Origin of the sequence: Sphingobacterium sp. UBA7249, from assembly GCF_002472835.1 — a bacterium.
Classification (GTDB): Bacteria; Bacteroidota; Bacteroidia; order Sphingobacteriales; family Sphingobacteriaceae; genus Sphingobacterium; species Sphingobacterium prati.
In genome coordinates this window covers 95306-115230 of the sequence record NZ_DKST01000028.1, presented here as the reverse complement: position 1 = coordinate 115230, position 19925 = coordinate 95306, and the positions used below count along the sequence as shown (strand labels likewise).

Genomic DNA, 19925 nt, shown 5'->3' with positions numbered 1-19925 from the left:
TTTATATTAAAACTGTAAACTATTGTTATTTAGAAATGGTTTTTTATAAAAATCTGTTTTTAAAAACGGAGAACTTTTTAGAAATTCGCACACCTTTATAATTCTCTTTTCATGGAAGACGGTATTCAAAATTCTTCTTTTCAAGAACCCGCAGACATTAAATTGTCTCCAGCAGGGCTTTCTTTTTTAGCTTCAGCAGCTAAATGGGCTAATTTTTTAGCCATTGTCTGTTTTATTTTTATCGGGATCTCGGCCATAACCATGATTAGCTTAATCTTTGGTGCCAGCGCTTTATCCCTTGGTCAGGGTGAATTTGTCACGGCCGGCACGCTCTCCACATTCGGGGTGCTTTATCTCCTGTTACTAGCCTTCTCCTGTCTCCCGATCTTTTATTTATATAATTTTGGATCAAAGGCAAAAAAAGCCATTGAAAACCGCGATAGTATCCAGTTGGAGCTTTGTTTCGATGCCTTAAAAAAACATTATAAATTCATCGGGATCATCGTCATCATTACAATTGGATTTAATCTCCTTGGACTGATGCTCGGTGTTGTCTTAGGAATATCCGATGCTATTGCTGGTATATAAACTAAAATAGCGAAGACTGAAACAAAAAAGGGAGCATCTGATATGCTCCCTTTCTATTATAATTAAATTACGCTCTATTTTTTGTAATACCGCATCGCAGTTGGAATCTGCTTCTCAATATCGGCAATACGTCGTGCATCGCTCGGGTGAGTACTCAAAAACTCAGGTTGGCCCTTCTGGCTGCCTGATGCCATACGCTTCCAAAAACCAATGGCTTCGTTGGGATCGTAACCGGCCAATGCCATAATAATCAAACCCGCTTGATCCGCAGAGGACTCATCGCTTCGCGAGAATTTTAACTGTGCCAAACTACCTCCTAAACCATATAGATTGTTAAAAATACCAAGGGAACTGCTACCCGTCATCCCTGCTGCTGAGCCTAGGATCTGCCCTCCCATCTGTAAAGCCATCTGGTTGGATGCCTGCGCGACGGAATGTTCCTCAATGGCGTGCGCAATCTCGTGCCCCATTACGGTAGCCATTCCAGCCTCAGTACGCGTTACAGGCAATATCCCTGTATAGACAGCCACTTTACCTCCTGGCATACACCATGCATTCACATCATCACTCTTCACCAAGTTAAATTCCCAGTTGAAATTATATTTATTGGCTATACCCTTGCTCTGCAGATATTGGTTGACGGCTGTCGCCAATCGGTTGCCCACGCGTTTTACCATCGCCGCATCAGCGGTGCCCGTAACTACCTTAGCACTATTTTTTGACAAGAAATCTTTATAGGCTAATGCAGCCTGCTGATTGACCTGGTCAGCACTGACCAATTTCAAATATTTTTTCCCCGTAACAGCTGAAGTTGCACAACCTGACAACCCCGATGCCAGTGTAGCACAGGCCAACACCATAGCCGAATACTTATATATTCCTTTCATAATAATCTATTAAATCCGTTTTTAAGAACGTGCAATTATTGTGCCTATTCTTTTTCCTTGGTCTTTTTCTTGAATAGATAAATCTTGGATTCATGTCCTTTTAGCAAACGCTCAATATTTTTTTGATGGGTAATTAATAGGAGCGTACAGATAGCAATCCCGTAAAGTAAGACAGATGGAATTGTGGTCTTAAAAATAAAGGCCAAACTAAAGGGAAATGTAAAACCTGCAGCTAAAGAACTGAGTGATACATAATGGGTGGTCAACAGGATAACGATAAATACAGATACACAGAGTAATGCAGCGGGTGTATGTATCGCCAAGATCATTCCGAACAATGTAGCTACCCCTTTTCCGCCCCGGAAACCAGCAAACACAGGAAATAAGTGTCCAATCACAGCAATCACGCCAAATGCCAACTGAAAATTAACGAACTGAACATCACTGGTATTCTGCCCCAGCTCAATCAGATAAGCCAGGTTTGTCGCTGTCCAACCTTTAAATATATCTACAAACATCACGATGGATCCAGCACGCGGTCCTAATACGCGAAAGGTGTTAGTCGCTCCAGCATTACCACTCCCATACTCACGAACATCTACGCCATAAAATGCTTGGCCCAACCAAACTGCTGTAGGTATAGAACCAAACAAATAAGCTAGTAATACTGCAATTACTAAATAAATCGATATCATTAAATTAAATCAGTTCTTATATTAATTTGGCCTTCAAACTAAGATCCAAGCTCTTGACACTGTGCGTCAAAGCTCCAACGGAGATATAGTCGACGCCCGCCTCTGCATATGACCGAATAGTATCAATTGTTATTCCCCCAGAGGCTTCTGTCTTAAATCTATGATCGATAATTTTAACAGCTTTGGCCACATCCGCAGGTGAAAAATTATCCAACATGATTCGGTCCACTTCGCCAAAGTTAAGAACTTCGTCAAGTTCCGCAAAATTTCGGACCTCAATTTCTATTTCTATTGGTTTATTTAATTTCTTCCGATAGTCGTTTGCACGTGTCAATGCAGGTACAATTCCACCACTATAATCCACATGATTGTCCTTGATCAGGATCATGTCGAATAAACCAAAACGGTGATTGGTACCCCCGCCGATTTTGACAGCTTCTTTTTCCAATACACGGAGTAAGGGTGTCGTCTTGCGGGTATCCAATACTTGGGTTCCTGTACCTTTTAACAGGTCTACATATTTTCGGGTTGTCGTCGCAATGCCACTCATACGTTGCATGACATTCAACACCAAACGCTCTGCCAACAAAATACTCCGAATATTCCCGCGGACAAAAAAGGCTATATCACCAACTTTTACTTGGCTACCATCTTGAATAAACACTTCACAGGTTAAGGTCTTATCGATGTAGCTGATGATCGCCTGGGCAACTTCAACACCCGCCAAGACGCCATCGTCTTTCACAATCAGTTTCGCTTCGCCCTGCGCTCCTGCTGCAATCGTGGATAACGAGGTATGATCGCCATCCCCAACATCTTCCGCGACTGATTGTTTTACAAATTGCGCCAAATAGTCCTTAATTTCCTTCTCCATAAATACAATTTATTGGGCTAAGATGTGGAATAATTTTTTAATCGAAAAATAGAATGATAAAAAAATAGTGTCTGGCTTAATTTTTATCTACCCGAAGTTCCTCGATGGACTGGTTATTGGATCCAGCTCCGATCTTAATAAATATGCGGTAATTTGCTTGTTCGGTAGCCAATGAAAAGGTAAAGTATTGATAACCATTATTCGCATTGCTGGCCTGAGTCAGTTTGACTGTCTTGGGTTTATGCTGGTTAAAAAATGTACCCAACATAATCTCGGACTGGTATTTGGTATACACCCCATTTTCACCCAAAATAGACAAGGTCAGATTGGATCCAAAATATTTAGCTATATTCTTTGCATTCCCCTCCCTTAAATAGGTTTTAAGTTCTTCGGAAATACTTCCCAAGGACAATCCCTCGACCCGTAAAGCAGGCTGCGATAAGTCGTTAAAATCTTTAGAAATATGCCCTGAGGCGTCAATGTGTATAAAAAGACTATAGACAAATATAAATACGCAATAGCTCAAAAGTTTCATATAGCTCAGAATAAGATAGAACAGTTTCCACAATAGATGTATCAATCATTAGGTAGCATAGCTTACTCCAAACATAAACTATGCCACAAACCTATAAAATTATTAGATATAAACAAGGGAAGATTTTAAAGATGCATTGATAGATTCTAAAATTAAGGTTATCTTTGTTATACGATGAATAAGAAAAAAGTTGCACTCATGATCCTAGACGGACTAGGATACGGAAAACATGATAAATCAAATGCAGTTGAAGCTGCAAATACTCCATTTTTAGATCATTTATTGGACACATACCCAAATTCAAGTCTGGAAGCTTCCGGTGAAGCCGTTGGCCTTCCTGCAGGACAGATGGGGAATTCCGAGGTTGGCCACATGAATCTAGGCGCCGGAAGAATTGTCTATCAAGAATTAGGACGTATTCACAAAGCCGTAAATGACGGCGTATTCAATACAGATACCGTTATCCAGGATGCATTTAAATATGCGCTTGAAAACAATAAAAAAGTACACTTTATCGGCTTGCTTTCTGACGGTGGCGTGCATGCGCACACCAAACATCTGAAAGGTCTTTGCGACGCCGCAAAACATGCCGGGCTAACCAGTGATCAGGTATTTATCCACGCCTTCTTAGATGGTCGTGATACAGATCCCAATGCTGGAATCGGCTATGTCAAAGATTTGCAGGAATACCTCAAAACAAGTTCAGGTACCTTCGCTTCTGCCATCGGTAGATATTATGCGATGGACCGTGACAACAGATGGGAACGCGTTAAATTAGCTTACGACCTATTGGTGAAAGCCGAAGGTGAAAAATCCAGTGACTTGGTTGCCTCCATCCAAAAATCATACGATGCTGGCGTAACTGACGAATTCGTTAAACCAATCGCATTGGTTGGTGCCGATGGTACAGCTGTTGCCACAATTCAGGAAGGTGATGTAGTCTTTTGTTACAATTTCAGAACAGACCGTGGCCGTGAAATTACCATTGCACTGACGCAAAAAGCTTTCCCTGAATATGATCTGGCTCCATTGGACCTGTACTATGTTACCATGACGGCCTATGATGAGACTTTCAAAAACGTACGCGTTGTCTTCCAAAAAGATAACCTGACAAATACGCTTGGTGAAGTTTTGGAAGCCAATCATAAAACGCAGACCCGCATTGCCGAAACAGAGAAATATCCACACGTGACATTCTTCTTTTCAGGTGGCCGCGAGCAACAATTTGAAGGTGAAAACCGCCTTTTGGTCCCTTCACCAAAAGTGGCTACTTATGACCTCCAACCTGAAATGTCTGCCAGCGGAATTACAGAAGCGATCGTCAATGATATGGAAACTGTTCAACCTGACTTTATCTGCCTTAATTTTGCTAATCCGGATATGGTAGGTCATACTGGTGTCTTCGAGGCCGTTGTAAAAGCAGTAGAAACGGTAGATCAATGCACCAAAAAAGTGGTGGAAACCGGATTGAAAAATGGTTACTCATTTATCATCTTGGCCGATCACGGCAATTCGGAATTTATGATCAATGAGGATGGCTCACCAAATACAGCACATACAACAAATTTGGTTCCCTGCATCTTAATTGATGATCACTACAAAAAAATCGCAGATGGTAAATTGGGTGATATCGCTCCAACCGTCCTCAAACTCTTGGGCGTAGATATCCCTCTTGAAATGACAGGAAATGTATTGGTATCAGAATAATAATTTATATAAAAATATAAGCAGCGCACTTCCACTACTGGTGGGAAGTGCGCTGCTTTTTTGGAGCTGCAGCTCCCCCTCAGGCGAGAAAGGAACTAAAAAGACAACGGATATTTTTTCGGTAGACTCCTTTTTCAATGCTGAGGCACAACGCCTGCAACAGCTCAACCCCTCGGTATTAAAATCGGTCAATAAAGACGGCGAGAAGGAACAACGTGAAATCAAAATTGCAAACTGGAAAAATGAGCTATCAGCTTTTCAGTCCGCAGATATCAGTAAAAACTTTGATCCTGCCCTCTATGATGTCAAAGCTGTCGATTGTGTAACAGAGTTTACCGCCAAAAAGAAAGAATTGCAGATACAGAAACTCAGGATTGAGTTTGATCGCAACAACGAAAAGGTAAAACATATCCATATCGATAAAAAAATTGCGAACTCGCTCTACGATAGCAATGAAAAGCTGGACTATTACAGCGATTCATTGTACAGTATCGTCAAACTCCAAGATGTACAAGGGCTCGATGCAAACCAATATGAAATTATTGGGCAATTTGTAAAACAAAAAAAATAACACTCGCTGAAAAAATGTCTTTATACATCTATATAAAGACATTTTTCTATTTCTTGCTCTTCATGTAAAATAAATAAATGCAACATCATTGCTTCATTTATTATTTTCCTTATATTTGACCCATCATATGTCGGCGAAGGCAACAGTTTAGAAAAATAAAGTGCGCGGTATTTCATTGAACAAATTAGCAGCGTTTACGCTTTTAATGACCTTTTTAGTTGGTCAGTTCATTGTCTATACCCATTCCCATAAGCCAGCAGCATTAAGTATCGTGGACTGCAGTCCTAAAAAACACCATGCAGACCATCCCAAATGCTCCATCTGTGATCAAAATTCACATCCACAGTTACTCTTTCATTTTAGCCAAAGCGAATTTTCGCTTCCCGAACGGGAAATAGAATTTGGCTTCTTTGTGCCCGGCGATCAGATGGTCAGAGCACTGTTATCCGGCAATCGCGGCCCCCCAACTTGTTAACCTTTATCCAATGTACAGCACCAACTTTTTTAAACAAAATGAGCTGTGCACTATGATAATATAGTCACCACTCCTTTGCGAGCTAGTGCTGACTATTTACATAATGGATTTCCCTTGCATTCACATTCAAGCGATTCATTGGATGAATCCCGGTGTATTTAAAAGGCCATATACAAGACAGATGTACATGCAACCTCTAAATTCGTCAGGTGATGATTTGAATAAGCGCTATCTACTGCTGGAATAAAAATATTTACAGATGAAACTCAACATTAAGGGCGGCATATTAATGCTTGTCTGCTATTTCCTTCTATTTTCTGCTACCGCTGCAACCATATCAGGTCAGGTAACAGATTCAAAAACTAATCAACCGATCGCCGGGGCGACGATATCGCTGCTCCAACTCCGTTCGAACACCTCCTCGGATCAACAGGGGCATTATTCTTTTAAATCACTTCCTTCGCGTGGACGTTATCTTGTCGAGGTGCGTTTTATTGGTTACCAATCGCTGATCAAAACGATAGATCTGACAGCAGAGGATGTAATTGTCGATTTTGCATTGAACGAAAGTATTATCGAAACAAATGAGGTGGTAGTCACTGGTACGCTCGTTACCGCGCAGAGCCGCCGCAATAGCACATCTGTCTCGGTGATCTCCAAAGACGAATTACAAGGGGGGGCCACAAACCTGATCGACGCACTGGCTCGCCAGGTACCGGGCCTAAGTCAGATCACTACAGGACAGGGTATTTCTAAGCCTGTTATCCGTGGTTTGGGGTACAACCGTGTGGTGACCGTCAATGATGGGGTGAAGCAAATGGGCCAACAATGGGGAGACGAGCATGGTATCGAGATAGACCAAAATCAGCCAGACCGGGTAGAGGTATTGCGGGGTGCAGCTTCGCTGATGTACGGATCGGATGCCATTGGTGGTGTCATCAATATCCTTGAACCCAGCGTCCCCACTTCGGGCCAGATAAAAGGGGAATTGCTTTCGAGCTACTCCACCAACAATGGCTTGACCAACAACTCACTCATGCTCACGGGTAATGAAAACGGCTTTGTATGGCGCGGGCGTGGTTCTTATCAAAATGCGCACGCTTTCAACACACCTGCTGGACATTACATCAATAGTGGCTTTAACAATACCAGCTTTAGTGGAATGCTGGGTTTAAATAAACAATGGGGTTATTCACACCTTAACTTCTCCTACCTCAAAAATAACATCGGTTTTTACGATGCCGAACCTGGGGATCCCTTATATAATGAATCCAAAAGCCGGACATTGGATTTCCCAAAACAGGACATCCGACATTATAAGCTTGCACTCAACAATAATTTTGTGATCGGTTCGGGAAATTTAAAACTGGATTTGGGCTACCAAAAAAATCAACGTCGCGAACTTGAATCGGCAACCCCATCCTTATTTTTTGATCTGAACACCTATTCATTGGATGCCAAATACTACCTGGCGGAAAGAAACGGTTGGCAGCATGTTGTTGGCATCAGCGCCAGTCAGGAACATAGCATCAATAAAGGCGTTGAATTTTTGATCCCTGCTTATGACCAGATCGAACTGGGTTCATTTGGTTATGCCAAGAAAAGCTGGGGCGAGAACACCTTTAATATGGGATTACGTTACGATTTCGTTCATACCAAAGGTAAACAGCTTTTTGTCGATGATGAGGAACAATTTCCAGGTTTTAAAAATAAGTTCAGCAACATTAGCGGTGCCTTAGGATATACGCATAGCTTCAGCGAGGATTTCAACTTCAAAGCAAATGCTGGTTCGGCTTTTAGAGCTCCTAATCCGGCAGAACTTGGCTCCAATGGTGTACATGAAGGTACATCCCGGTTCGAAATCGGAAATGAGAACCTGAAAGCAGAGCGTAGTTTTCAAGCCGATGCCACCCTTGAATTCGGGCATAGTATCGTCACCGGAAGCATCGGAATCTACGAAAATTATATCCATAATTTTATTTATGCTTCGGCGAAAAAGGGCGACACGAAAACTGTCGTGGATGAGGATAATAACGAACAGACCTACGACGTCTATCGCTATGGCCAGGTGAATGCCAATCTCTTTGGCTTTGAAGGAAGTTTAAACTTCCATCCGTTGAACTGGGTACACTTGGACAACACCTTTACCTATACACACGCACAAAACAAGACTTTTGATAGACCCTTGGCATTGATTCCCGCCGGTGTTTTACATAACACACTACGTCTGGAACCTAAAATAAATGGCCTCCATGCGTTCTACGTATCTGTAGGCCTAGACAATTATTTTAAACAGAACCGCATCGACGAAACTTTTGAAACAGCTGCAGATTCGTATTCCTTGATCAACGCTGGAATTGGTACTACCTTGCATTTCGGGACACAACGAGTCAAGCTGTATGCAACGGCCTCTAACCTAACCAACAAACGCTATTATGACGCGTTGAGCAGATTACGTCCTGGAAGGTTTTCGCAGGAGGATCCTAGCTATGGTGTTTACAATATGGGAAGGAATATTACCTTCGGAATCTACCTTCCACTCAGTATAAAAAAATAAATCAGGTACATAAAAAAACAGGGATCCCTAGAGATCCCTGTTTTTTTATGTGCTTTCCGACCACTTTAATTGCTCGGAAAGCCTTTTTTACATGATTTGAGGCATTCCATTATTTAGGATCGTCGGCTGTTGCCTCCCGTGCCAAAGGCACATCATCAGGCATACTTTCCAATGACGAATCCAATGCAAACAGCGATTCGTCCGAAGCCCGGTCTCCACCAGCTATCTTTAATTTGTCAATCAACTCAAGAGCAAGTTTCTCTTCTTCGATCTGTTCTTTGACAAACCATTGTGCGAAGTTCCAAGTTGCCCAATCTTTTTGTTCCATAGCCAGATTGACAATGCGATAAATTGCTTCGGTGTTGTCCACTTCATGTTTAAATACACGTTGGAAACACTCGGTCAACGTTTGAGGATCTGCAGGCGGCGCTGCAATCGCTTGAATTCGGGGACGACCTCCTCTTTCGAGTATGTAGCCCATAATTTTTGTCATATGATTTCTTTCTTCCTGCGCATGCCGATATAAAAAATTGGCAATTCCGCCATAGCCCTGATCATCGGCCCATATACCCAAAGCTAGATAAATTTGCGCGGCTTCGGCTTCTTTCGTCATTTGACTGATTAGAATGTCCTGTATTTCCGCTGACAATCGATTCGTTTCCATATGCTAAATTCTTGTTGTTTCAATAATATAACAGTATCCCAAGCATTTCGTTTGCAAATTTTGTAAGCAGTAAGGCTGCAAACTGGATACAACAATCGGAAACCAACAAATCAATTAAAATAGTATGGAAAACGTATAAGGCAGATAAGTTCACAAAAAAAGGGAAATGCAGTAGCATTTCCCTTTTTATTTTTCTGTATTATAGATTATTTCAAGTTGTCTCTATATACTTTAGCTTTTTTGACCTCTGTTTGAATATCTTTTTTAGATGAATCAAAGCTCAATACTTTTTCATAATCTTTGATCGCATTATTGTAAGCATCTGTAGCCATTGCTTTGTTATAGTTCGGTGTACCTGCTGTACCGATCAAAATACCTAAATCGCGATTGGCAACCGCTCTATTTTGGTAGAATTTTGAGTCCGTAGGCGTGATTGCGATCGCTTTTGAATAATCTTCAATTGCTACACGCAATAATTGCTCTTTATTAGCTACAGAAACTTTGCTTGAAGCTTGAACAGCAAGTGTGTTGTTCGCTTTCGCTTTAAAGTATAGTGCGTTTGCATTTTTAGGGTTTAATGCAACCACTTTTCCGAATGTTTCAGCAGACTTTTTATAATCACCATTTTGAAATTGCGAGTATCCCAACATATACAAGACATCCGGATCCTTGCTCTCTGCAGGTAAAGCTTTTGTCAAGTATGACTCTGCATTTTTGAAGTCACCATCCAAAAGAGCTTTTTGCCCCATTCTCACATTCGCATTGCTATGCTCAGCTTGTTTTTGTTGTGCATTGGCACCAAGTGCAACCAAAGCAAAAACTCCTGTAAACAAACCTAATTTAAGTGATTTTATGTTCATATCTAAATAGTTACGTTTTTTTTCAATATACCTTTATGATCATTATTGATCGTTTATTACCCTAGGAAAAAATAACCATAATATTTCAGCTCCGTAAGAGTCTGCCATCGTTTATTCTTTCACACTCCAATATTACAATTATTATGCCTATTTATCCAACATTTGGCAGATAAATTTTATTTAACCTGCCTTTTTTTCCTATTCTAAAAAAATAGATTTGTAATTTTGCTACCTTTTAGCAATTGGCACTTCCCTTGCACTATAGGGGAAACAATATTTGAAGCTTAAAATTTGAAGGTCTACCGACAACATGTCAGCGACTGCCAAAGACACAAAATAAACACTATGAGCAAATTCGAAACTTTTGATTTCAGTCAGGCTATTCCGATCGTTGCGGAAGATACAGAGTTCTTCCCCTTATTGACACAGCAGGATGAAGACGACATGGCTAACGCTGAAATTCCAGAAGCACTATCTATTTTGCCTTTACGCAATACCGTGTTATTTCCCGGTGTTGTCATTCCGATAACTGTAGGAAGGGATAAATCCATCAAATTGGTTAAAGAGGCCTATAAAGGCAGTAAAACAATTGGTGTGGTCTCTCAAAAGGATATGACAGTAGAGGATCCTGGATTTGAAGAACTAAATAAAGTGGGTACCGTTGCCCATATCATCAAAGTACTCCAAATGCCTGATGGAAACACCACGGTAATCATTCAGGGAAAGCAACGTTTTAACTTGGTGGAGATTGTCGAAACCGAACCTTATCTCAAGGCTCGTGTCGAAAAATTCAACGAAGCAAAACCTAAAATGACCAAACATTTTAAGGCGACAATTTCGACCTTAAAAGAAATGGCATTACAGATTATTCAGCTTTCTCCAAATCTACCTAGCGAGGCTGGTATAGCAATCAAAAATATTGAAAGCCCCTCTTTTCTGATCAACTTTATTTCGTCAAACATCAATGTCGAAATGATCAAAAAACAAGAGTTGCTCCAAATTCCCAAGGTTGAAAACCGCGCGAAACTTCTTTTGGAACTGTTGACTACCGAAATCCAAATGTTGGAACTGAAGCATCAGATTCAGAACAAGGTACGCGTAGACCTGGATAAGCAACAACGGGATTATTTCTTGAACCAACAGCTGAAAACTATCCAAGAAGAGCTTGGTGGAAATACACCTGACCTTGAGCTTGAAGAACTTAAAAAGCGCGGTAAAACAAAAAAATGGGCGCTAGATGTTGAAAAACATTTCAACAAAGAACTTGAAAAATTATCGCGTATCAATCCAGCTGCTGCGGATTACTCTGTACAGTTGAACTACCTCGAATTGCTGCTGGACCTTCCATGGAATGAAACGACGAAAGATAATTTTGACTTAAATAAAGCGCAAAAAGTCTTGGATAAGGATCACTATGGATTAGAGAAAGTAAAAAAACGTATCATCGAATACCTTGCAGTATTGAAATTAAAGAATGATATGAAAGCTCCTATCCTTTGTTTGGTAGGCCCTCCGGGGGTTGGTAAAACATCCTTGGGAAGATCTATCGCCAAAGCATTGGGCCGTAAATATACGCGTATGGCTTTAGGTGGCGTGCGTGACGAAGCCGAAATCAGAGGCCATCGCAAGACGTACATCGGGGCAATGCCCGGCCGTATTATACAATCGCTGAAAAAAGCGGGCACTGCCAATCCAGTTTTTATCCTGGATGAGATTGACAAAATGAGCGCAGATTTTAAAGGCGACCCTTCTTCGGCTTTATTGGAAGTCTTGGATCCCGAACAAAACACGCATTTCTATGATCACTATGTGGAAATGGAATTTGATCTTTCCAAGGTGATGTTCATTGCGACAGCGAACTCGCTCAGTTCCATTCAGCCAGCCCTATTGGACCGTATGGAAATCATCGAGGTAAATGGCTATACCATTGAAGAGAAAATTGAGATTGCAAAAAAACACTTACTTCCCAAACAACGTGAAATGCACGGTATGGCTGCTAAGGATGTTGCACTCAAAGCTAAGATCATTGAAAAAATTATCGAAGACTATACCCGTGAATCTGGTGTGCGTGGCTTGGAAAAGAAAATTGGTTCTATCGTCCGTGGTATTGCCACACGCATCGTCATGGAAAAAGATTATAACCCAAGTATCAACGATCAAGATGTCGTGGATATCCTGGGCGCGCCTATCTTTGATAAAGATATTTACGAGAACAATAATGTCGCTGGAGTCGTAACCGGGCTCGCCTGGACCTCCGTAGGTGGAGATATCTTATTTATCGAATCCTCATTAAGCCCTGGTAAAGGACGCTTGAGCCTGACAGGTAATCTGGGTGATGTCATGAAAGAATCTGCTTCTATCGCACTGGCTTACTTAAAAGCACATGCTGCTGATTTTGAGATTGACTATCGCGTATTTGACCATTGGGATATCCATATACACATCCCTGCGGGCGCTATTCCTAAAGATGGCCCCTCAGCTGGGGTGACAATGCTCACTGCGCTGACATCACTATTTACTCAACGTAAGGTAAAAGAGAAATTGGCGATGACTGGTGAAATTACACTGCGTGGAAAAGTGCTCCCTGTGGGTGGTATCAAAGAGAAGATCCTCGCTGCCAAACGTGCAAATATCAAAGATATTATACTCTGCAAATCCAACGAAAAAGATATTCTTGAAATCAAGGAAGACTACATCAAAGATATGCAGTTCCATTACGTGACCGAAATGACCCAGGTGGTCAAACTCGCACTCCTACAAGAGAAAGTAGACGGTGCCTTAGATCTATCGCAGGGAATTGAAAACACGAAAAAAGAGTCTTAACTGACACTCAGGAATTAAACAAATGTATACAAGAAAAGGGGGATNNATCCCCCTTTTCTTGTATACAGCTCCTACCTTCATTTACTTACAGTCGTTCTAAGGCGGATTCGCTTTTACTTTTCTGACATCTTTATTTCGTCTGCTGCCATATGTCAGCTATTCAATAGTGTATCCTTTTGTTTTTGCCCCCCACATTTCACTTAACAGTAGCCTCATGATAATTATCCTTACAAGCGCTTTTGGCAAGCCTGACATCGTGCCACTTTATTAGCCAAGCTTCTCATGTAGTAAATCCTCATCCAGGCTATCTTCATATTTTGAGATGACCAGCGTCGCTGCCGAATTCCCAATCAGATTGGTAATGGCCCGGGCTTCACTCATAAAGCGGTCCACGCCAAAGATTAAAGCGACAGACTCGACAGGCACATGTCCGACAACAGGAAGTGTGGCTGCCAACGTCACAAAACCACTACCTGTCACACCCGCTGCCCCTTTTGAGGTGAGCAATAGCACGAGCAAGAGGGTGATTTCCTGTTCCAAGGTCAGGTGCATATTGAGTGCCTGTGAAATAAATACTGCCGCCATGGTCAGATAGATACTCGTCCCGTCCAGATTAAAAGAATAACCGGTCGGAATAACCAAGCCCACCACTGATTTGGCACAGCCGGCATCTTCCATTTTCTGCATGATACCCGGTAGTGCGGATTCCGAAGAAGAGGTTCCCAATACAATCAATATTTCGCCTTTGATGTACTTCAGGAATTTGAAAATATTAACCTTGACATAAAAGTGTAATACCGCGCCGATAACGATAATGATAAAAATAAAACAGGTCAGATAGAAGCTTAACATCAACATACCCAATTTGGATAAGGCCTGAATACCAAACTTGCCTATGGTAAATCCCATCGCTCCCATTGCTCCCAAAGGAGCTAGGTACATCACCATCTTAATAATGGAAAAAAGTACCTTTAAAAATGATTGCAGGACATTGATAACGGGTTCTGAAGCCTTTTGACCAATCTTGGTCATCCCTATCCCAAAGAGTACGGCAAAAACCAATACCTGCAACATGTTATCTGACGCGATGGAAGCAATAACGTTTTCAGGAATAATATCGATGATAAAGTCCATAAAACTATGGGGTTTCTTGGACTCGGCAATATAGTTAGATACCGAAGAGATGTCCAAGCTAGCTGGATCAGCATTCATGCCTGTACCGGGCTGAATTACATTGACAAAGATCAGACCGATGATCAATGCAATCGTCGTCATGACCTCGAAATAAATAATTGAAGTCAGCCCAATCTTTCCCACTTTTTTCACATCCTGCATGCCCGCGATACCGATGACGATTGAACTAAAGATCAAGGGTGCAATAACCATCTTGATCAGTTTGATAAAGGCATCTCCCAAGGGTTTGAGCTTAACCGCAAAATCGGGAAAATAGACTCCGAAGAAGATACCGACCAGTATACCTACGATCACCTGAAAATAGAGACTCTTAAAAATATGCTTCATTGTCCTAACGATTAACGGCAATTCCCTCCGCCTTCAACATGGTTTTAAACTTTGGGTTCCTTATGTATTTATTAAATTCATGGCTCTTCATGCCGGTAAAATCTGTATACTTCATAATCGGATAATGCTTGACCAATTCATTACAGACGTCGGCTTTGTAGCCCAGATCGGTAGCTTTCAATTTATTGGACAGAAAACCGACAAACTTTTTCAACATAACGTCGGTATTGTTAATGGTGATATGAATCTTCTTAACTTGGTTGCTTAAATGGCAGAAAGAATCTGTTCCATTCATTACATCCCTTATCTTGAAGTCGTCGAGACCTATCGCCGGTGCAAGCATAATACAGGTAATGTCATTGCCGTTTTCAGCAAGCTTTTTAGCCGCATCAACATCTACGTTGTGGTTCTCCAGCGTACCCTTGGCAAAACTCTCGCTGAATGTCGCACTACTTAAAGCACTCAGCACGACTGATGCGCCCCGACTATGGGAAATTAAAATGATTTTTTTATTATGAATGCTATTCAACAAATTCCGCAATCCAAATTCACCGGCCATTTGGCTAAACGAAGTAGCAGAAAACCATACTTTAGCACCTCCAAAGGGATTGGTCGTATGCAAACCATCCCAATAAAATTTGATCACCTCATCTTTGTTAGGGTTGAGCTTCAACAATTTGCGCATGTATTCATAGCTCTCATTGACTTCGTCCGACGGTGCATTGAAGCCGTGCACAAATATAAAAACACGGTCTTTTGCCTTTACTTTGCTGCCAACAGCTAACATACGGGTCTTTTCAAAACTTTTCAGCTGGCTTTCTATTCCCTTTTCAGTTGCGATCTTCATTAGCGAATAGGCATTTATATCGCCACTTTTGGGTGGTTCACCATACGTTTTACGCCAATTGTCAGGATAAAAATTCCCGTTTTGATCAACAAATGAGTTTACGATATTCGGTTTATCAAATGAATTGGGATAGGGACTCTTGGGCACATTATGTGTTATTCCACAGGAAACCATTGAGAGAAAAAGAAAAAGATAGAAAAGTTGTCTCCTCATGGGGTTATTTCTTTACGTTGTTAAAACCATAATTTCATTGTGGCAAAGGTTGACCATATCATAAAGGTATATCTATTGGCAATATAAAGCGAATACCATACAAGCTATATGCGGCATTATACTAATCAATTCGTCTTACGAATATATAAAAAAAGGGATGCATAAATGCATCCCTTTTTCTGATTTTTTCTATTTAGCTGCTGAAGTATGCGCGAACATTCTTACCTTCAATCCAGTTCATATAGGCTTTGTTCACAACCTTATTACCACCAGGAGTAGGGTAATCACCAGAGAAGTACCAGTCACCGGTATGTGCCGGACAGGCTTTATGCAGGTTATCCAATGTCTGATATACGACCTCAAGCTCAGCTTTCAAATGATGTGGTCTGACAATACGCCCGATTTCTTCCGAGATCTCCTCATCTGTAAATGGCGCATAAATGGCCTTTACATAGTTTTCGATTTCATTGACATCTTGTGTCATCGACAACAGACATTTTTGATACACTTCATCAATAATATGTGCCATACCACGTTGTTTCAACAGGTTGATTGCCGCTTCGAACGCAACGAATTCACCCATACGTGACATGTCAATACCATAACAATCCGGATAACGGATTTGAGGCGCTGAAGAAACAATTACAATTTTCTTCGGATTCAAACGGTCTAAGATCGTGAGGATGCTTTGTTTTAGCGTGGTACCGCGAACAATGGAGTCATCAATTGCAACGATGGTATCTTCGTGATCTTTTACGATACCATAAGTGGTATCATACACATGTTGCACCATATCTGTACGATCGGCATCTTGTGTAATGAAAGTACGCAATTTCGCATCTTTGACATTCAGCTTTTCAAAACGGGGTTTGATGCTTAAGATATCATCCAACTCCTCGTCAGAAATTTTATCCGAACGTTTTAACAAGGTTTCTTTTTGAAAATCCCGCACGTAGGTATTAATACCGTCCATTAATCCATAGTACGATACCTCAGCTGTATTTGGAATAAATGAGAATACGGTATTTTTAATATTGTTTTTGACAGATTCCAATACCTGAGGTACCAATAATCTACCCAATTCTTTACGTTCTTTGTAAATATCAGCATCCGATCCGCGAGAGAAATAGATCCGTTCAAAAGAGCAAGAGCGTTGCTCTACAGGCTGTCTAAACATCTCTTGTGACACGGTGCCATCTTTTTTAGCGATCAGGGCATGTCCAGGCTTGATTTCTTTCACTGCACCGATAGGGATATTGAATGCAGTCTGGATCACTGGCCTTTCCGAAGCAACAACCAAAATCTCTTCATCCTGGTAATAGAATGCCGGACGGATTCCCGCAGGATCACGCATGACGAAAGCATCACCATGACCAAAGATACCAGCAATGGTATAACCGCCGTCCCAAGTCTTCGCAGAGCGTTTTAAGATCTTGGAAACATCGATATTTTTGGCAATCAATGAACTGATTTCGACATTGGAGTAACCTTCTTTTTTAAATTGGTCAAAAAGATCCTGATTTTCATCATCTAAGAAATGTCCAATTTTTTCTAAAACCGTTACAGTATCCGCTTTTTCTTTTGGATGTTGTCCCAACTCATACAATTGCTGCAAAAGTTCGTCCACGTTGGTCATGTTGAAGTTACCCGCAACAACAAGATTGCGTGACATCCAGTTGTTTTGTCTTAAAAATGGGTGACAGCTTTCGATACTGTTCTTTCCATGCGTTCCATAACGCAAATGTCCTAAAAGTACTTCTCCAGTAAAACTGACATTATCTTTTAACCATTGGGTATCCTTTGACTGATCTGGAAATGCCTTCTGAACAGAAGCAAATTTTTTCTGTACATATTCGAATATATCTGCCACAGCAGTTGAGCCCATAGCTCTGTAACGCGAAATGTAACGATTTCCAGGTTTAACATCAAATTTAATGGTTGCAATTCCAGCCCCGTCTTGTCCACGGTTGTGCTGTTTTTCCATTAATAGGTACAATTTGTTGATGCCATAGAATGGCGTACCATATTTTTCCTGATAATAAGATAAGGGTTTTAACAGGCGAATTAGTGCGATTCCGCACTCGTGTTTAATAGCGTCGCTCATATCTTGATTTGATGACGCAAAAATAAGAATTATTTAGAACTTACCGATCCCTCCCTGCACTTTTTCCGCAATAAAATTACAGTGAATCAACAGTGTCCCTTTGAGGTACGTCCCAAAGCCTTATTGCGCAATAAAAACCGGAACTCTCACGGCATGACGCAGCTTGTTTACAGTCTCTCCAAATACAAAGTCCTTGACACCGGTATGACCGTGGCTACCTACGACCAATAGATCAGCCTGATATTTTTCACAAACTTCAGCAATGCTCTTGATCCGATTGTTGTAACCCAGTTCATATTCCGTTTGATGCCCTTTGGACAACAAAAAGTCCGCGTAGAGCTTCAAACGTTCTAAATCCTGCCGGGACTCAAAATCATCGGTGGACTCACCGGTATATTTAACAGAGGCACTTTCGACAATATGAACCACGACAAAGCTGGTATCGGCATGTGACAACTGTAGGGCATATTGGATCACCTTTTGATCCGAACTCGAAAAATCCAACGCAATTACTACTTTCTTAAAGGATCCCTTATCCTCAAAGTGCAAAGCTTCAAATGGGGGATGTATTTCCAATTCGATTGGTTTTGATTTACGCAAAATGGGGATCAACACGGTCATGAACAGCAAAAAGAGCAGACCAACAGCCCCTAGAATTAGTAACACAGTGACCAAAAGATTGTTTGCCTCCACAATCCAGCCAGTGACCTCATCATAGACCAATTTAAAATTAAGTACCGCAATCACAGCAGCAATTAGCCAGGCGAAACCTTTGGTCAGCGGTTTAATTGCAAAGATACCCATCTTGGCCTTGTCACTGACAAAGTGAATCAGCGGGATCACCGCAAAGGCCAGTTGCATGCTCAGGATCACTTGACTAAAGATCAATAACTGCCCTACCCGGCCCTCGCCAGAGATCAGAATCACCAGCACCGCAGGTATAATCGCCAATAACCTTGTAATGATACGCCGCAGTGTCGGACTGATCCGCAGACGCAAGTAGCCCTCCATCACGATCTGTCCCGCTAAAGTACCTGTTACCGTTGAACTCTGTCCCGCTAGAATCAATGCTACAGCAAATAGTTTCGAGGCCCATTCTGTGCCGAGTAAATTACCCAATAAGTGGTAGGCATCCTCCAATTCAGCGACATCGTGCATCCCATTCTTATGGAACACTGATGCTGCCAGGATCAGAATTGCGGCGTTGACCAAAAATGCGAGATTCAATGCGATAGCACTATCCCAAAAATTATACTTTAATGATTTACGTATAGAGACTTCATTTCGATCGATCTTTCGAGTCTGCACTAGGGCCGAATGCAGGTAGAGATTATGTGGCATCACAGTGGCACCGATAATGCCAATTGCGATGTAGAGTGCGGCACTATTGGGAATACTCGGAATAAAACCTGTTGCCACCTCCGCAAAATCTGGCTTGGCCAAAAACATCTCAACCATAAAGCACATACCGATCATAGATATCAGACCGATAATAAAGAGTTCCATCTTGCGCATCCCCAATTTCTGCAAGTAAAGCAGTAGAAAGGTATCGGCAAAACTGATGAGTACTCCCCAGAGCAGGTCGATACCGAACAGCAGATTGAGACCAATAGCCATCCCGAGTACCTCGGCCAGATCACAGGCTGCAATAGCGATCTCAGCAAGGACATATAGCACAAAATTCATACGCTTGGGATAGGTCTCCCGATTACATTGCGCTAAGTCTTTTCCCCGTACAATGCCCAACCGTGCACAGAGGTTCTGCAGCAACAGCGCCATAATATTACTCATCAACAACACCCAGATCAAAGCGTAACCAAACTGACTGCCCCCAGCAAGGTCAGTCGCCCAATTGCCGGGATCCATATAACCAACACTGATTAAATAGGCTGGTCCAAAAAAACTGAGTACCTTTTTAAATTTGGATTTTCCTTGATTGACATCCACACTTTCGTGAATGTCGGATAATGATTTATGATGGGAGTCGTCGTGATGCATAGCTTA

The 19925-nt window shown here is 41.6% G+C and carries 16 protein-coding genes; 6 read left to right on the top strand and 10 right to left on the bottom strand.

Annotated features, from left to right (window positions below; translation table 11 throughout):
- Positions 1-111: 111 nt before the first annotated feature.
- Positions 112-588, top strand: a complete 477-nt coding sequence (locus B4A24_RS20015; protein ID WP_172392713.1) for a hypothetical protein — start codon at positions 112-114, stop codon at positions 586-588.
- Between the two features lie 74 nt (positions 589-662).
- Here the strand turns inward: B4A24_RS20015 and B4A24_RS20010 are convergent, their stop codons facing one another.
- The 4 genes from B4A24_RS20010 to B4A24_RS19995 form a co-directional block, all read right to left on the bottom strand.
- Positions 663-1475: a M48 family metallopeptidase gene (locus tag B4A24_RS20010; RefSeq protein ID WP_293946737.1), complete on the bottom strand. Its 813-nt coding sequence runs from the start codon at positions 1473-1475 to the stop codon at positions 663-665.
- Between the two features lie 44 nt (positions 1476-1519).
- Positions 1520-2170, bottom strand: coding sequence for a glycerol-3-phosphate 1-O-acyltransferase PlsY (plsY, locus tag B4A24_RS20005; protein ID WP_172392711.1), 651 nt, complete (start codon positions 2168-2170; stop codon positions 1520-1522).
- A gap of 16 nt (positions 2171-2186) precedes the next feature.
- Entirely contained in the window at positions 2187-3044 is an 858-nt protein-coding gene (nadC, locus tag B4A24_RS20000; RefSeq protein ID WP_293946736.1) for a carboxylating nicotinate-nucleotide diphosphorylase, read from the bottom strand.
- Positions 3045-3120: 76 nt separating this feature from the next.
- Positions 3121-3579 carry a DUF4783 domain-containing protein gene (locus B4A24_RS19995; protein WP_293946735.1) on the bottom strand — a complete coding sequence of 153 codons (459 nt, stop codon included), beginning with the start codon at positions 3577-3579 and terminating at the stop codon, positions 3121-3123.
- Positions 3580-3753: 174 nt separating this feature from the next.
- Here B4A24_RS19995 and gpmI point away from each other — a divergent pair, with 174 nt between their 5' ends.
- The 4 genes from gpmI to B4A24_RS19975 all read left to right on the top strand — a co-directional run bounded on the left by gpmI (position 3754) and on the right by B4A24_RS19975 (position 8889).
- On the top strand, positions 3754-5286 hold the full coding sequence (gene gpmI, locus B4A24_RS19990) for a 2,3-bisphosphoglycerate-independent phosphoglycerate mutase (RefSeq protein ID WP_293946734.1): 1533 nt from the start codon (positions 3754-3756) through the stop codon (positions 5284-5286).
- Positions 5267-5857 carry a hypothetical protein gene (locus B4A24_RS19985; RefSeq protein ID WP_293946733.1) on the top strand — a complete coding sequence of 197 codons (591 nt, stop codon included), beginning with the start codon at positions 5267-5269 and terminating at the stop codon, positions 5855-5857. Before gpmI ends, B4A24_RS19985 begins: the two co-directional genes overlap by 20 nt.
- Positions 5858-6032: 175 nt before the next feature.
- Positions 6033-6332 carry a hypothetical protein gene (locus tag B4A24_RS19980; RefSeq protein ID WP_293946732.1) on the top strand — a complete coding sequence of 100 codons (300 nt, stop codon included), beginning with the start codon at positions 6033-6035 and terminating at the stop codon, positions 6330-6332.
- Between the two features lie 259 nt (positions 6333-6591).
- Positions 6592-8889: a TonB-dependent receptor gene (locus tag B4A24_RS19975; protein WP_293946731.1), complete on the top strand. Its 2298-nt coding sequence runs from the start codon at positions 6592-6594 to the stop codon at positions 8887-8889.
- 109 nt (positions 8890-8998) lie between these two features.
- Here B4A24_RS19975 and B4A24_RS19970 read toward each other — a convergent pair whose 3' ends face one another.
- Together B4A24_RS19970 and B4A24_RS19965 are read right to left on the bottom strand one after the other, a co-directional pair.
- A complete protein-coding gene (locus B4A24_RS19970) occupies positions 8999-9553 on the bottom strand; it encodes a ferritin (RefSeq protein ID WP_293946730.1) in 555 nt (184 codons plus the stop codon).
- A gap of 206 nt (positions 9554-9759) precedes the next feature.
- Entirely contained in the window at positions 9760-10413 is a 654-nt protein-coding gene (locus B4A24_RS19965; RefSeq protein WP_293946729.1) for a tetratricopeptide repeat protein, read from the bottom strand.
- A gap of 345 nt (positions 10414-10758) precedes the next feature.
- Between B4A24_RS19965 and lon the strand changes: the two genes are divergently transcribed.
- Positions 10759-13236 (top strand): endopeptidase La, encoded by a 2478-nt coding sequence (gene lon, locus B4A24_RS19960; protein ID WP_293946728.1) that lies wholly within the window; start codon positions 10759-10761, stop codon positions 13234-13236.
- Positions 13237-13503: 267 nt separating this feature from the next.
- Here the strand turns inward: lon and dctA are convergent, their stop codons facing one another.
- From dctA to B4A24_RS19940, 4 genes are all read right to left on the bottom strand, one after another.
- Entirely contained in the window at positions 13504-14757 is a 1254-nt protein-coding gene (gene dctA / locus B4A24_RS19955; RefSeq protein WP_293946727.1) for a C4-dicarboxylate transporter DctA, read from the bottom strand.
- A 4-nt stretch (positions 14758-14761) separates the two neighbouring features.
- On the bottom strand, positions 14762-15817 hold the full coding sequence (locus B4A24_RS19950) for an alpha/beta hydrolase (RefSeq protein WP_293946726.1): 1056 nt from the start codon (positions 15815-15817) through the stop codon (positions 14762-14764).
- A gap of 193 nt (positions 15818-16010) precedes the next feature.
- A complete protein-coding gene (locus B4A24_RS19945) occupies positions 16011-17921 on the bottom strand; it encodes an amidophosphoribosyltransferase (protein ID WP_293946725.1) in 1911 nt (636 codons plus the stop codon).
- Positions 17922-18041: 120 nt separating this feature from the next.
- On the bottom strand, positions 18042-19919 hold the full coding sequence (locus B4A24_RS19940; RefSeq protein WP_293946724.1) for an Nramp family divalent metal transporter: 1878 nt from the start codon (positions 19917-19919) through the stop codon (positions 18042-18044).
- Positions 19920-19925 lie beyond the last annotated feature (6 nt).